Genomic DNA, 13,787 nt, shown 5'->3' with positions numbered 1-13,787 from the left:
ATCCGGGATTGGGACCGAACCCGGGGTTGGGTCCGGGCCCGGTGGGGTGGGGCGGGGGCCGGTTCAGTTGGCGGAGAACTTCAGGACAGTGCTCTGGGTATACGTCTGGCCTGGGTCCAGCCGCGTTGTCGGGAAGCCCGGCTGGTTCGGCGAGTCGGGGTAGTGCTGGGTTTCCAGGGTGAACGCACCCCAGTGGGCGTAGGTCTTGCCCGCCTTGCCCTTGACCGTTCCGTCAAGGAAGTTGCTGGTGTAGAACTGCACCCCGGGCTCGCTGGTGTAGAGCTGCAAGCGCCGACCGGATTGCGGGTCGCGCACGTCGGCGGCGAGTTGGCTGACGTCACCCTTGGCATCCAGGACCCAGTTGAAGTCAAAACCGCCCTGTTTCGGCTCGGCGAATTTGAGCTGCGGATGATCGTCCTTGATGTGTTGGCCGATGGCGGTCGGTTGCCGAAAGTCCATCGGCGTCCCGGCTACCGGGGCCAGCTCACCCGTGGGAATCAACGTGCCGTTGACGGGCGTGTAATGGCTGGCGTGCAAGGTGGCAAGCTGCTTGAGCACATCACCATTACCCGCGCCGGCGAGGTTGAAGTAACTGTGATTGGTGAGGTTCAGCACCGTGGGTTTGTCAGTGGTGGCCTTGTACTCGATGCGTAGCTCGTTGTTGTCGTTGAGGCTGTAGGTGACCTCGACTTTCAGGTTGCCGGGGAAACCCATTTCACCATCCGGCGACAGGTAGCTCAGCGTCACGCCGACCGAGTCCTTGCTTTTGACCGGTTGGGCTTTCCAGACTCGCTTGTCAAAACCCTGTGCGCCGCCGTGCAGTGAGTTGGGGCCGTCGTTAAGCGGCACCTGGTAATGCTTGCCGTCCAGTTCGAAAGCACCCTTGGCCAGGCGATTACCGTAGCGGCCGATGGTCGCGCCGAAGAAAGCCTTGCCACTCTGATAGTCCTGGACGTTGTCAAAGCCCAGCACCACATCGTCGAGCTTGCCGTTTTTGTCCGGCACTTTCAACGATTGCAGAACGCCGCCGTAGGTAATGACCGTGGCTTGCAGGCCATGGCTGTTGCGCAACACATATTGCTCAATGGCGGTTCCATCACGGGTCTTGCCAAACGCCTTGTGTTCGCTGGACAGGCCAGCAGCCTGAACGCCGAGGCTGGCCATCATCAGGGAAAGGCCGAGGCCGGAAAGCAGGTGTCGGGATTGCAGCATGGTTGAACTTCCTTTTGTTGTTTTGAGTGGAATAGTTCTACTATTTTGCGATATTTTGTCGAAATGCCAGCAAATTTATAGCCTGTAATGTCGATTTTGCAATATAAAATAAGACTAATTGAGTGATTGGCGAAAGTGATCCATGGGTGTCCAGGCACACCTTGCGGCCAACTGCTTGAATCGAAATGCCTAATGTGGAGTCACCGCCAGATGAATAATGAAACAGGCGCCGGCATGCCGGCCGTGTACACCGACCTGAAAGATAAAGTCGTACTGATTTCCGGTGGTGCTTCGGGGATTGGCGAAGCCATGGTCCGCGCTTTTGCCCGGCAGGGCGCCAAGGTTGCGTTTGTGGATATGGCCAAGAGCCAAGGTGAACGCTTAGCCGCGCAATTGTCGGCTGAGGGCCATACGGTCGAATTTGCTCACTGTGATATTACTGACGAGAGCACTTATAAAGAGGCGATAGGACGCTTTGCGCAAACCCTGGGGCCGGTGACGGTACTGGTGAACAATGCCGCCAACGATGTCAGGCACACCCTGGATGAAGTTGACTCGGAGACATTCGACAAGCTGATTTCGGTCAATCTGAAGCATGCTTTCTTCGCCGCCCGGGCCGTGGTTCCCATGATGAAGGCCGCTGGAGCGGGCACCATCATCAATCTTGGGTCCATTGGCTGGATGATGGCCTCCAGCGGATACCCGGTTTATGCGGCCAGCAAGGCGGCCACTCACGGCATGACCAGGGCGTTGGCACGGGAGTTGGGGCCATGGCATATCCGAGTCAACACCCTGGTTCCAGGTTGGGTGATGACAGAAAAGCAGTTGGCTCTCTGGGTCGATGATGCCGCCAAGGCGTTGATCAGTCGCAGCCAATGCCTGCCGGGGAGCGTGGAACCTCTCCATATTGCCAACATGGCGCTTTTCCTCGCCTCCGAGGCGTCTTCCATGTGTTCCGCGCAAAACTTCATTGTCGATGGCGGTTGGGTCTAGAGGGGCATCCTCAAAAAAGCGCTGCATCAAGGGGCGTTAACCATAGTCCCCCGCTGCGCTCGGCGTAGAGGGCCCGCTCGACCAGCGTCCTGGAGAGCTGTTTGAGCGGGCCGTTTTCGCCGATGAGGTCTTTGTGCCCAGCCAAAGCATCGCCCGCGCTCGAAGTCGGAAATTCGTGAGTGGATGCTTTCAGTTGCAATCGTTCCCGAGTATGGCAACCGGCCCAGCAAAAAAATTATTGATCTCCATCATTTCTCCACAAAGCCTCCCATAAAACCGCATCCCTCTTGCGCACAATCCAGTCTATTGCTGCACCTGGTTCTGGAACGCCTTTCATTCATCCCCATCAGGATCGGACTACTCAGTAAAACGGCTTTGAGGAGAATCCAATGCTTCCTGCTCTGTATGTTGCCAAAACGGGTCTTGCTGCCCAGGACACCAACCTGACGACCATCTCCAATAACTTGGCGAACGTTTCGACCACCGGTTTCAAGCGCGATCGTGCCGAATTTCAAGACTTGTTGTATCAAATCAAACGGCAGCCGGGTGCCCAGTCAACCCAGAACAGTGAACTGCCTTCCGGGCTGCAACTCGGGACCGGTGTACGCATTGTCGGCACCCAGAAAAACTTCAGCGCTGGCAGCCTGCAAACCACAGGGCAGGCGTTGGACCTGGCCGTCAACGGTCGAGGTTTTTTCCAGATACTCCAGCCTGATGGCACTACTTCCTACACTCGTGATGGCACATTTCATCTGAACGCCACGGGTCAGATCGTCACCGCAAACGGATTTGCCTTGCAACCCGCCATTGTGGTGCCCAACAACGCCCAGACGCTCACTGTTGGACAAGACGGTACGGTGTCCATTTCCGTTGCCGGCAACCCCACCTCACAAGTGATTGGAAATCTGCAGACGGCTGATTTCATTAACCCCGCCGGCTTGCAGGCGATAGGCAATAATCTTTTTCTGGAGACTGCCTCCAGCGGTGTTCCTCGGACGGGTACACCAGGGCTCAACGGGCTGGGGACGACACTGCAACAAACCCTGGAAGCTTCAAATGTCAGCACTGTCGAAGAAATGGTCAATATGATCACCACTCAGCGTGCTTATGAAATGAATTCTAAAGTGATCTCTACCGCGAACCAGATACTAGGCGCCCTCACACAGAAACTGTAACCGATGACTCGATCTCGGACCATGGATGCGCAGTAACTGAAAGGCAGCTAACCGTGGGAATATGGACGACAGCGTCCACGGTAAATTGACCGAGCAAAATATGAATGACTTCCCCGTTGCTCCGACGAGCCGAATAGACGGCAGCAGAGAAAACCAGGCACTCGTACTGATTGCGGAAGACGAACCCGAAATCGCGGACATCCTGATTGCCTATTTGAAACGCAGTGGGTTTCAAACGGCCCATGCCCTTGACGGGCGTCGAGCCCTTGAAATGCACCAGGCTCTCAAGCCTGATCTGATGTTGCTGGATGTGCTGATGCCGAATCTGGACGGATGGATGGTGCTGGCCGAGATTCGCCATCGGGGCAACACGCCGGTGATCATGCTGACGGCGCAGGATCAGGACATGGACAAATTGATGGGGCTTCGTATCGGTGCCGACGACTATATTGTCAAACCCTTCAATCCGGCAGAAGTCGTTGCCAGGACCCAAGCTGTTTTGCGTCGTTCGATCGATTACGGGCATAACACTCGCCGTAGCGTTCTGCGGGTGGATAAATTTGAAATCGATATAGAAAACCATGATGTCACCGTGTGTATCGGTGCTGAGAAACTCCCGCTTGCCTTGACCGTGACGGAGTTCAAATTGCTGGCCCAGTTGGCAAAGGCGCCAAAGAGAGTGTTCAGCCGGGCAGAGCTGCTGGCCACGTGTTCACCGGAGAGTGACAGCCTGGAGCGTACCGTCGACAGCCACATCAGCAAGTTACGCAGAAAGATCGAAGACTTGGGACTACAGGGGGTACCGGCAAGTATCCGCGGCGTCGGATACCGATTCGGGAGTATCCAGTGAGAATGGCCAAGGGGCTGAGCCGGCAGATTATTTTGTCGATGTCGGCTGTCGTACTGTGCGTCATAGCGCTCGCCGTGGTCGGTTCTTATGTGTTTTATGCCCTGATATGGGTGTTCTGGCCTCCTTCAGATGTCGAGATGGATGAGTGGCTGCCGACAGGCGTGGAATGGGCCTGGATGGGATTGACGACCTGTGTCAGCTTGGCCGTCGGTGCCGTGGTCGCCATCAAGTTGTCTCGGCGGATTCTCATGCCATTGAACTCGGTAGCCGAGAACCTTCGAAAGTTAGCAAATGGAGATCTTGATGCTCGGGCGGTTGCCGGTGATCAGTCATTGGGTGAAGCCGCTTTGTTGGTCGACGACTTTAATAGCATGGCAAAACGATTGAAGCGCATGGCGGAAGAGCAGGCGTTTTGGAATGCGGCCATCGCACATGAACTACGCACTCCCCTGACTATTTTGCGTGGTCGTTTACAGGGGTTGGCTGAAGGGGTGTTCGAACCGGATACCATGCAGTTCTACGGCTTGCTGAGCCAGGTCGAAGGATTGACGCGACTGATAGAAGATTTGCGAGTTGTAGGTTTGGCGGACAGCGGATATCTCGAGCTTAATCTACAGGAAGCTGATTTGGCCACGGAGCTCGAGGCCAATGCCAAGTTGTTCGAGCCCAGTCTGCAAACCGCCGGGTTTGCTCTGCAACTTGACCTGCAAGTGCGACCTGTACGTTGTGACCCGGCCAGGATTCGGCAAGCATTGCTGGCACTTCTGGATAATATCAGGCGGCATGCGACTCCCGGAAATGTGCTCGTTCACCTTAGCTGCTGGGATAACGTCAACTACTTGAGAGTCAAGGATGAGGGGCCTGGTATTGATGAGGCATTTGCTAAACACATTTTTGAAGCTTTTCAGCGTGGCGAAAACTCTCGCTCCCGGGCCCAGGGCGGCAGCGGGTTAGGTTTGGCCGTGGTGCGCGCCATCGCCCTCGCGCATGGCGGGGCCGTTACGTGCCGACATGTTGAAAACGGAGGAACGCTGTTCGAACTCAGTTGGCCGGCTTGAATCTGTATGTCTGATTGACCGCCGCGGCAGAGCTATTCCGGGCTCTCCCCCGATAGTTTCGGTGGCCTCAGATCAGCGCTATGTGAGGAGCTTTCTGAAAGTAGAAGTCGGCCGATCGAGTCTATGTTCTCACGATCATACGGGTTGGGAATTGTCGCTTCTACAGATTATATGTGGGTTATTTCATGCCGAGCGCACAGTTGAATCGAGAGACTATTTATTTAAAGGCTCTTGAGGGTTCATTGAGGTTTCACACGTCAAAGTTGAAAAGGTTGCAGCGATTTTGGATTCCGCTCCAGGAGCATGCACCAAAATGGATGCTGGCGTTGCTGGGCGGCAGTGTCTCAATTTCTTTGGCTACCCACTCATATTACCACTGGTGGATTGTGACGCCGACAATGGTTGTCTTGATTATAGTGGAGATGATTGTCGAAGAGCTGCACATGAATACTTTATTGATCATGGATGAAAAGCGCCATTTACTCAGGGACGCCCAACATAGTTATGCACAGTACTTTCGTAAGGTGAATTCGAATTTTATGCCGCGATGGCTACTCGGGGTAAATCATCGGTACTGCCAAAAACGATACTTTGATGATCAGTACATTCATAATTTTGAATGACCTGATGCAAGCCACCAGCGTCTCTCTCGCAATGGGTGATCCATGCCGTCCGTGATACCCCAAATTCTGATCGAAGAAAGCCAGAAGATTGGTCAACAGTCCGCCAGTCAGACACTCAAAGCGATTGCCAAGGCCTATCCCGGCAAACTCTGCCTCACGTTGTCCCTGGTAGCGCTGGAAAATGTGCTGCTGTTGGCTTATCCGTTGTTTGCCGGGTTTGCGGTGGATTCAATTCTGCGGGGTGATGTCGGTGGCGCGCTGTTTTACGCCGCCGTGGTACTGGCGTTCTGGGCGGTCGGAGCGGCACGGCGGGCAGTGGATACGCGCACGTTTACCCGTATCTATGCCGACCTCGCGGTGCCAGTGATTCTCAACCAGCGCCTACAGAACCACAGCACTTCGAAGTCGGCCGCGCGGGTAGTTCTGGCGCGAGAGTTCGTCGACTTCTTCGAAAAGCATGTGCCGATCATTGCGACGGCGCTGGTCTCCATTGTCGGCGCGGCGGTGATGTTGCTGGTGATCGAACACTGGGTCGGTCTGGCCTGCCTTGCGGCGCTCCTGTTATGCATCACTTTGTTGCCGCGCTTTGCCCTCCGTAACCAGCAGTTGCATGAACGCTTGAATGATCGTCTGGAAAAGGAAATTGGCCTGGTGGAAAAAGTCGGTGCCCATACCTTGCGCCGCCATTATCGGGTGCTTTCGCGGCTGCGGATCTGGCTATCGGACCGTGAGGCCGCCGCCTTCCTGTTCATCGGTTCATTGGCTGCGCTGTTGTTTGTGGTAGCCATCACTCAACTGGCGCTTTCGCCCGAGGTCAAGGCCGGTCATGTGTATGCGGTAATGACCTACCTATGGACCTTTGTCAGTTGCCTGGATGAGGCCCCCGGGATGGTCGACCAACTGGCGCGTCTCAAGGATATTGGCAAACGGGTAGACCCGGGATTTGGGGACCAGCAGACCTGAAACCACCAAGTTGTGACATGAAGACAGACACTTCTTGATCAGGGCTCATGGTCGGGACAATTTTTATTGTTTTTGTGTACGAAGTGGCGGTAAAGATTTCGCCAGATCAGCCGAAACAGATGAGATAGCAAATCGCCATAAATCCGCGTGATTCGGCCATTTGTACCTCACTTCCTCGGATGGTGATCGTCATCGTGAAAATAAAAAACAAGCTCGTCCTTGCCTTTGTGTCGGTTGCCTTCATTCCGGTGAGTCTGGTGGCGGTGATCTCGGTGTTGAATATACGGGCTCAGGCGGTCGATCAGTTTATTGATGGCAGCACCCGTGAAATACGCCAGATCGACGGCAATATTCGGCAGTTTTTCGACGGCACGCAGCAAAATGTCGATCAAATGGCTACTGATCCTGTATACACATCGGTCGCCAGCCTCAAGCACTATGAGACCGCCGATGCCGCCAGCCAGCCGCTGCCGCCGGCTGCCCGCCAGGTCATCGATGCGTTCGCCCGTTATGGCTCGACGCACCCGGCCGCGGCCATTCTTTCCATCGGCCTGGAAGATGGCAGCTACGCCAAATGGCCGGACGATCCGCAGTTGTCGAACTACGACCCGCGTTCGCGGCCCTGGTACAAAGCCGCCATGGCCAGTCCCGGCAAAGCGGTGCGAACGCCGGCTTACTACTATGACAAGGATGCCGTGGCGTTGGTCGGTAGCGCCAGGGCACTGCTCGATGACGCTGGCAAGGCCAAGGGTGTGTTTGTCGTCAGCGTTTCGCTGAAAAATCTCACCGAACTGGTCAAGAGCATCAAGCTCGGCGAAAGCGGCTACGTGATGCTGATCGAGGACGGCACCGTGCTGGTCGACCCGCGCGATGCCGGGCACAACTTCAAACCGCTCAAGGACCTGGGCGAGCCCTACGCCAAACTGGCCACCACCACCCAGGGCTCCACCGAGGTGCAGATCAACGGGATCAGGTACATGGCCAATATCTGGACATCGCCGGGCCTTGGTTGGCGCTACGTCGGTTTGATCGAGTACGGTGAAGTCATGGGCGCGGCGACGCGCATGACCTACCTGACGGCGGTTATCGTGGTCCTGCTGGTGCTGCTCTTCGCGTTGCTCGCCGCGGCGTTCGCCAAGGTGATCGTCAAGCCGATCGGCCAGGTCAGCACGGGGTTGCAATCGATCGCCGAGGGTGAGGGCGATCTGCGCCGCGATCTTGAAGTGCAGGGCAAGGACGAAACCGCGGAGCTGGCCGGCTGGTTCAACAAGTTTCTCGCCGCGATACGCCAGTTGATCCAACGCATTGGCGCTGCTTCGACCAACCTGCAGGAGGCCTCACGGGTCAACAGCGAGATGGCCGGCAACATGAACCAGGCGGCAGGGCGTCAGCGCGAAGCGGTGGAGTTGGTGTCCACGGCCTTCAACGAAATGGTCGCTACCGCCAACGAAGTGGCCCGTTCGTGCAGTACGGCCGCCGACTCTGCCGAGAGTGGACACCAGCGTGTCGCCGAAGGCAAACAGCAGATCGAGTTGACCACCCAGAACGTCGGCCGCCTGGGGCGGCGCTTGAGCGAGTCGTCCCAGGCCATGGGCGAGCTGGAAGAGGGCAGTCGCAACATCAACCAGATTCTCGGCACCATCCGCGCCATCGCCGAGCAGACCAACCTGCTGGCGCTGAACGCGGCGATCGAGGCGGCCAGGGCCGGTGATCAGGGCCGGGGGTTTGCCGTGGTCGCGGATGAGGTCAGGGCCTTGGCCAAGCGCACGTCCGACTCCACCGGGGAAATCGACCAGTTACTCAACGCCCTCGGCAGCAAGACCCAGGAAGTCTCGCAGAAGATGGAAAGTTGTCTGGACCTGTCGCGTGCCAGTGAGTCCTCGATCGAGAGCGCGCGTGACAGCTTTGAAGGCATCCAGTTGTCGGTCAATGAAATCCGCGATCAGAACCTGCAGATATCGGCGGCGGCGGAAGAGCAGCACAGCGTCGCCGAAGAGATCAATCGGCATATCCAGCAGATCTACGACGAGGCGCGGCTGGTCGAAAGCCTGGCCAGCTCCGCGCAAGAAGACTCCGGTCGGCTTTCGCACCTCTCGGATGAACTGAACGGGCTGGTGGGGCGTTTCAAGTCGTAGCGGCATTATGCTATTGCCGGGTGGCTGATAGCCCGGCGATTAACTACACTGCAGACGCTGCCCGGCTACCGGCTATCAGGGCGTCAACCTGATTGAAAACCGGAACTCACAACCGGAACTTGAGGTAACAGGTACGATGCCAGTGCCCGCGGAAAACCCGCACAAGCAGGATGCCCGTCCCGAGTTCTGGCAGCTTTCCATGCGTTGCTGCCAGTTGGCTGGCAGTGTGGACGTTGCCTTTCTGTTCATTTTTCTCATGCTTGGCTCACCCATCCTGGCCTGGATCAACGTGATCAGCGTGGCCATGTATGTCTACGCCTATCGCGCGTTCAGCCAACGGCGCAACCGGCTGGCGATCCTGCTGATCCGCACGGAAGTGCTGGTGCACGCTGGGCTGGGAACGCTGCTGATTGGTTGGGAAAGTGGTTTTCACTACTTTTTGCTGATGTTCATTCCGGCCCTGTTCGTGACCATGCGTCTGCGCGGTGCCTGGATCCTCGCGGCGTGCCTGTGGACCTACTATGTGGGGCTGGATGTGCTCATGTGGTACCTCCCGCCGCTGCAACCGATTTCCTCCAATGCGCTGTTGGGTGTGCATGTGTTCAACCTGACGGTGGTGTTCGGCATGTTCAGCTATCTTGCGCTGTTCTATGTGGTCACGGTGACACGCGCGCACAAGAGTCTGGCGCGGATGGCCACGACGGACTCGTTGACCGGGTTGTTCAATCGCCGGCACATGATTACGCAGATCGAGAAGGCGCTGGCGCGGCAGCATAGATGTCCGAGCAACCTCACCTTGATGTTGATGGATATCGATCACTTCAAGCACATCAACGATCAGTACGGTCACGACATGGGCGATCGGGTGCTCAATGCGGTGAGCGACCTGCTCAAGAGCTCGATGCGCGATCAGGATTATATTGGCCGCTGGGGCGGCGAAGAGTTTCTGGCGGTGCTGCCGGAAACCGATCTTGATCAGGCTACCGTAAGCGCGGAGCGTATACGCAAGGCGATCCAGGCGTTGGTGATCGACAGTGACGGCCATAAAGTCAGCGTGACGCTGTCCATCGGCATTACGCAATATCGTGCTCAAGAGGCGCTCAGCAACGCCATTGCCCGGGCCGATCAGGCGCTCTACGAGGGCAAGTCGGCCGGGCGCAACAGGGTCGAAGTGGCGTTGGCTTGATGGCATGGGCTGCGCCGCCGAGTGAAGTGCCGAGCGCGCGATAGGTGGTAACTGGCCAATCTCACTTGCACGCGAGCTCGCCGCTACAAAGGGCGGCCGGCATTGATCCAGTTCTCGGTCTGCTTCATCGTCAAGCGATAACGCGCGCAGTTGAAGACCTCCAGCCGCTTGAGCTCGTCCAGCAGCAAGGGGCGCAGCAACCGGGCCTGATCGGGAGCTAGAGACAGGTCGGTTATTGCCTCTTCAGAGGTCTTGCCGTCACGCACAATGGCGCCAATGGATTCGTTCAGCGCTTCCCTGAATTGCACCCGAACGGGATCGGGCTTGCCCATGGCTTCCAAGGTCACTTCGTACTTTCTGATCGAGCGGCGATAGGCCCATTCGAACAGATCCGCGGCCAGCGACACATCCAGGTATTCATAGACACCCAGCATGGCATGCGCGTAGTCCTGCACATCCACATCCAGAAAGGACAATGGCGCGCTGTTGTACAGCATCAGGGGGACGTTGGCCGCCAGACGGCTGGTGCGTTTGTTGCCGTCGTCGAAAGGTTGCAGATAGGCCAGGTTGACCCACAGGAAGAAAGCCGACTCGACCGGGTTCTTGATCTGCCGGGCCTTATCCAGGATGGATTCGAGCATTTCGCCGAGGAGGGAAGGGACCTGGCTGGCCGCGCATGCGTCCTTCTTCCATCAGGGTCGTGGCGAGTGAGGTTGGTAGCAACGAGGTCTGGTTGGGGATGTAGTTGTCCGCGAAGACACGTTGGTAGGTGACGGCGTTGCGCATGGCCAGAGGTTGCAGCAGAGTCTGGCGCAGTGCCTTACTCTCGGTTGACCAGACCGGGCCCGTCCCTGATGTGGAGGCCGCAATAGTGTTGGGTAGCTGGGCATTGTTGCTGTCAGCCAGCCGATAGCGCGTGGCACGTGCCTTGCCTTCCCGAATGACTTTGCCCGAACTGACCAGATCGTCCAGATGGCGCTTGATCGTGGACCAGCTGATGTTCACTTCGCTCAGCAGTTCGCTGGAGCTGATCCAGGGATTGCGGCCTGAAGGGCGGCGATGAGGTCGTCGGATGCATTGGCCATGTGGGAAGGTCTGATATCAGCTCATAATGAGCTTATTATGGCTTAATCAGCTCGATTGTGAGCTTTTTAGAGCTGATTTCGAATTAGCTCATATGAGATCACCAAAGCCGCCGCGAAGAGACTCCGGGCAAGCACCGGTCCCACAGTGAGGTGGTGCTTTCAATGGCTTGACCAATTCGAGCGCGCTGAGCCAATGCGGCAGGCGCATCGGTCATGTTACAGCGTAGTTAATGGGCTGAGCGCCTAAATGCAGAGGCCCGCTTTGGCGAGCGGGATTCTAGACCTTCACTCACTCTGGCGTGTTAGCACATGCCTGATCGCCGTCGCGAACGGTAAATGCGCAGTGTCGTGCACTTCCCGCTCGAGTTCCTGGACCCAGCCCTCGTCGTCGGGGAACGCCTCGGCGTATTCGACAAAATACTCCATGGTTTGGAGATAACCGCAAAGTTCCGCACGACGAATCTCATTCAGTGCACCGTCCAATGCAAGAATACGGATCGTTTCGCTTGCGCGAAGATGATCACCTGCACTTAGGCCCGCCCGTGGCTCCACCGTACCACTGGGGGTGAACACCAGAAAGGCATCGGGGTCTTCAATATCTGGCTTGATCAGTATCTCTGGCGGGTAAGCTCCGCAATGATCCTTGGCCTTCCCGCAGGTTCCGGCACGGTCACACGAGCCAAACAGGTTACTCCAGTCGAACGTACCTTGTGGATAGCTCCGACGTTGGCGAAAGTGTTCGATATGACGGTTTCCCTCGACCATTGGCCCCTCGCAGTAAGCACACCGGGGCCCTTGCATGAGCTCCAGAGACATCCAGATTCCCTGGCGTTCCTCTTGCGTTGGGCAGGTGGCATTCCAGCGATCCTGGCCGTGCCGGTAACGCTTTAAACCCAAAGGGGGGACGTCCTGCCGATTCAGACGACGCACCTCAACGCTCTCCGTTGCCAAGGTCGCGCGGTAGACGCTGCTTGATGCCCTGCAAGCGGATTTGCCGCTCACAGTCGCGAATAACTGGATGTTCAGCGCCGAAATGAGCTTCCAGCTTGCCTCTCAACGCCCTTCCATCGGGCTGCCCATGGAGGTTCTGCTGGATCAGCGCCTGATAATCGGAAACCCAGATGGCCTCGGGTACGTGAGGCACCGGGTCGACGCCCATGATACGAGCTAGCAGGTCGGAACTGGCGACACCGCGGGTCTGCCACTGAGGCTCGCTGACGGTGGTAATCCGGGTGGAGGTCTCAGGATCGATTTCGGTGCGCAGGATTCGAACGCTGTCCGAGGGCACCGTGCTCAACACCTGAGGGCTGTGGGTGGTCACGATAAGTTGCATTGCCGGGAATGCCTCGGCCAGGTTGAGCAGCACCACTTGCTGCCATTCCGGATGCAGGTGCATGTCGACTTCGTCAATCAGTAGCACTCCGGGCGTCTCTTGCGCAGCCTGCGCACCAAGGTGCCCGTTGAGCTTGGTCGCGCGGAACGCGATATCGGCCACCATGCCGATCATGTTACGAATACCATCGCTAAGCCACTCGACCGGCAACTCTCCAAATTGCCCATGGCGGGCAACCAATGCGTCACGAGTGAAGGAGTACTGGATGCCGCTCCAGCCTGCCGGTTGGATACAAGTGTTTACCGCGCGACTCACTGACTGGATGTAGTCGTCGAATTCAGTTTTGGTAACGCTGACCCCGGCTTCAAGCGCCTTGAGTTGGGCTTCCTTGGCATTCAGGCTCCAGTAGCGAAACCATTGCACGAACGATTTATAGCTGGAGGCCGGATCCAGGCAGTCGGTATAGCCTACGGTCCTTGAAGTGCGTTGAATGTTCTTTGCGTCTGTCAGTTTTTTCTGCTGCCACAGCCGCCCAGTGCCGTAGTACGCGATCAACGGCAGAACAACCTCTGTGTCCGGTGTGCGCGCGGCTTCTTGCATGCGCTTACCGTAGCTCACCAGCTCCTTGGCGTCCTTGATTGAGGTCTTGGTCTTGGTCGTGCTTGAAAGATGACGTCGCCAAGTGGTGGGCAGGCGATCATCGGACAGCTGATCGGACAGACTGCCGGGAATGATTCCTGTCGCCTCGAGCCGAGCCCCCTGGGGGGCGTATTCCATTTCGTTGGTGCTGGTTCGCCTGGCGTGAAACTGGCGAATATCACTCGGTTCAAGATGCTTGCCCACTGCCTCGTCGAACGCTCCCACGTAGGGGCCGAAGGCGACAGCGATGGCGTCGAGGATGGACGTTTTACCCGTGCCGTTGGCTGCGACCAGCACAGTCAACTGCGGATGGAAGTCGATATCGATCGTTTCGAAGCAGCGAAAATCACGTAGCCGCAACCGGGAAAGCCGAAGCGAATTTATTCCGGCACTCATCACGTTTTCCTGCGTGCCCATGAGAAACTCCAGACCGATGCTTAAAACCCTAGTTTACCTGTTGACCACCTTCCCGCGCAGCTACTAGGGGGTATCCTGAAAAGGCTTGCTGCCGAGTGTGCTTTCAAAGACCGTTGGC

At 57.1% G+C, this 13,787-nt stretch carries 14 protein-coding genes and 1 pseudogene; 9 read left to right on the top strand and 6 right to left on the bottom strand.

Features of this window, described 5'->3' with window-relative positions; genetic code table 11:
* Positions 1-63 precede the first annotated feature (63 nt).
* On the bottom strand, positions 64-1,212 hold the full coding sequence (locus PFEN_RS04035; RefSeq protein WP_191485736.1) for an aldose epimerase family protein: 1,149 nt from the start codon (positions 1,210-1,212) through the stop codon (positions 64-66).
* A 210-nt stretch (positions 1,213-1,422) separates the two neighbouring features.
* Between PFEN_RS04035 and PFEN_RS04030 the strand changes: the two genes are divergently transcribed.
* The 6 genes from PFEN_RS04030 to PFEN_RS04005 all read left to right on the top strand — a co-directional run bounded on the left by PFEN_RS04030 (position 1,423) and on the right by PFEN_RS04005 (position 6,874).
* Positions 1,423-2,205, top strand: a complete 783-nt coding sequence (locus tag PFEN_RS04030; protein WP_191485735.1) for an SDR family NAD(P)-dependent oxidoreductase — start codon at positions 1,423-1,425, stop codon at positions 2,203-2,205.
* Positions 2,206-2,594: 389 nt separating this feature from the next.
* Positions 2,595-3,380 carry a flagellar basal-body rod protein FlgG gene (flgG, locus tag PFEN_RS04025; RefSeq protein ID WP_191485734.1) on the top strand — a complete coding sequence of 262 codons (786 nt, stop codon included), beginning with the start codon at positions 2,595-2,597 and terminating at the stop codon, positions 3,378-3,380.
* 100 nt (positions 3,381-3,480) lie between these two features.
* A complete protein-coding gene (locus PFEN_RS04020) occupies positions 3,481-4,230 on the top strand; it encodes a response regulator (RefSeq protein ID WP_191485919.1) in 750 nt (249 codons plus the stop codon).
* Positions 4,231-4,232: 2 nt separating this feature from the next.
* On the top strand, positions 4,233-5,288 hold the full coding sequence (locus PFEN_RS04015; protein ID WP_412071378.1) for an ATP-binding protein: 1,056 nt from the start codon (positions 4,233-4,235) through the stop codon (positions 5,286-5,288).
* A gap of 185 nt (positions 5,289-5,473) precedes the next feature.
* On the top strand, positions 5,474-5,911 hold the full coding sequence (locus PFEN_RS04010) for a hypothetical protein (protein ID WP_191485732.1): 438 nt from the start codon (positions 5,474-5,476) through the stop codon (positions 5,909-5,911).
* A gap of 42 nt (positions 5,912-5,953) precedes the next feature.
* The gene (locus PFEN_RS04005) at positions 5,954-6,874 is read left to right on the top strand and encodes an ABC transporter six-transmembrane domain-containing protein (RefSeq protein WP_191485731.1); all 921 of its coding nucleotides are present in this window, start codon (positions 5,954-5,956) and stop codon (positions 6,872-6,874) included.
* 167 nt (positions 6,875-7,041) lie between these two features.
* Here the strand turns inward: PFEN_RS04005 and PFEN_RS30420 are convergent, their stop codons facing one another.
* A complete protein-coding gene (locus PFEN_RS30420; RefSeq protein ID WP_224770892.1) occupies positions 7,042-7,266 on the bottom strand; it encodes a hypothetical protein in 225 nt (74 codons plus the stop codon).
* Here PFEN_RS30420 and PFEN_RS31245 point away from each other — a divergent pair.
* From PFEN_RS31245 to PFEN_RS03995, 3 genes and pseudogenes are all read left to right on the top strand, one after another.
* Positions 7,267-8,154, top strand: a pseudogene (locus PFEN_RS31245) (cache domain-containing protein); the annotation flags it as partial.
* Positions 8,155-8,229: 75 nt separating this feature from the next.
* Positions 8,230-9,009 carry a methyl-accepting chemotaxis protein gene (locus PFEN_RS31240; protein ID WP_412071383.1) on the top strand — a complete coding sequence of 260 codons (780 nt, stop codon included), beginning with the start codon at positions 8,230-8,232 and terminating at the stop codon, positions 9,007-9,009.
* Positions 9,010-9,145: 136 nt separating this feature from the next.
* Entirely contained in the window at positions 9,146-10,195 is a 1,050-nt protein-coding gene (locus PFEN_RS03995) for a GGDEF domain-containing protein (RefSeq protein WP_191485729.1), read from the top strand.
* An 83-nt stretch (positions 10,196-10,278) separates the two neighbouring features.
* Here the strand turns inward: PFEN_RS03995 and PFEN_RS30415 are convergent, their stop codons facing one another.
* The 4 genes from PFEN_RS30415 to PFEN_RS03980 all read right to left on the bottom strand — a co-directional run bounded on the left by PFEN_RS30415 (position 10,279) and on the right by PFEN_RS03980 (position 13,669).
* Positions 10,279-10,836 (bottom strand): Fic family protein, encoded by a 558-nt coding sequence (locus PFEN_RS30415; protein WP_224770883.1) that lies wholly within the window; start codon positions 10,834-10,836, stop codon positions 10,279-10,281.
* A complete protein-coding gene (locus PFEN_RS30410) occupies positions 10,814-11,200 on the bottom strand; it encodes a hypothetical protein (RefSeq protein ID WP_224770882.1) in 387 nt (128 codons plus the stop codon). The genes PFEN_RS30415 and PFEN_RS30410 overlap by 23 nt, the downstream gene beginning before the upstream one ends.
* 365 nt (positions 11,201-11,565) lie before the next feature.
* Positions 11,566-12,081, bottom strand: coding sequence for a retron system putative HNH endonuclease (locus PFEN_RS03985; RefSeq protein WP_412071382.1), 516 nt, complete (start codon positions 12,079-12,081; stop codon positions 11,566-11,568).
* Positions 12,082-12,211: 130 nt separating this feature from the next.
* Positions 12,212-13,669 (bottom strand): AAA family ATPase, encoded by a 1,458-nt coding sequence (locus PFEN_RS03980; protein ID WP_224770881.1) that lies wholly within the window; start codon positions 13,667-13,669, stop codon positions 12,212-12,214.
* Positions 13,670-13,787: the final 118 nt, after the last annotated feature.

Source organism: Pseudomonas sp. FEN, assembly GCF_904067045.1.
GTDB lineage: Bacteria > Pseudomonadota > Gammaproteobacteria > Pseudomonadales > Pseudomonadaceae > Aquipseudomonas.
Note: the sequence above shows the minus strand (reverse complement) of the source record. Positions and strands in the feature narration are given on the sequence as shown.

Excerpts from the sequence above, each read along its gene's own strand:
- PFEN_RS03995 (WP_191485729.1), top strand. The coding sequence starts at position 9,146 with ATGCCAGTGCCCGCGGAAAACCCGCACAAGCAGGATGCCCGTCCCGAG.
- PFEN_RS03985 (WP_412071382.1), bottom strand. The coding sequence starts at position 12,081 with ATGCAAGGGCCCCGGTGTGCTTACTGCGAGGGGCCAATGGTCGAGGGA.
- PFEN_RS30415 (WP_224770883.1), bottom strand. The coding sequence starts at position 10,836 with ATGCTCGAATCCATCCTGGATAAGGCCCGGCAGATCAAGAACCCGGTC.
- flgG (WP_191485734.1), top strand. The coding sequence starts at position 2,595 with ATGCTTCCTGCTCTGTATGTTGCCAAAACGGGTCTTGCTGCCCAGGAC.
- PFEN_RS04010 (WP_191485732.1), top strand. The coding sequence starts at position 5,474 with ATGCCGAGCGCACAGTTGAATCGAGAGACTATTTATTTAAAGGCTCTT.
- PFEN_RS04030 (WP_191485735.1), top strand. The coding sequence starts at position 1,423 with ATGAATAATGAAACAGGCGCCGGCATGCCGGCCGTGTACACCGACCTG.
- PFEN_RS03980 (WP_224770881.1), bottom strand. The coding sequence starts at position 13,669 with ATGGGCACGCAGGAAAACGTGATGAGTGCCGGAATAAATTCGCTTCGG.
- PFEN_RS04015 (WP_412071378.1), top strand. The coding sequence starts at position 4,233 with ATGGCCAAGGGGCTGAGCCGGCAGATTATTTTGTCGATGTCGGCTGTC.
- PFEN_RS04005 (WP_191485731.1), top strand. The coding sequence starts at position 5,954 with ATGCCGTCCGTGATACCCCAAATTCTGATCGAAGAAAGCCAGAAGATT.
- PFEN_RS04035 (WP_191485736.1), bottom strand. The coding sequence starts at position 1,212 with ATGCTGCAATCCCGACACCTGCTTTCCGGCCTCGGCCTTTCCCTGATG.
- PFEN_RS31240 (WP_412071383.1), top strand. The coding sequence starts at position 8,230 with ATGGCCGGCAACATGAACCAGGCGGCAGGGCGTCAGCGCGAAGCGGTG.
- PFEN_RS04020 (WP_191485919.1), top strand. The coding sequence starts at position 3,481 with ATGAATGACTTCCCCGTTGCTCCGACGAGCCGAATAGACGGCAGCAGA.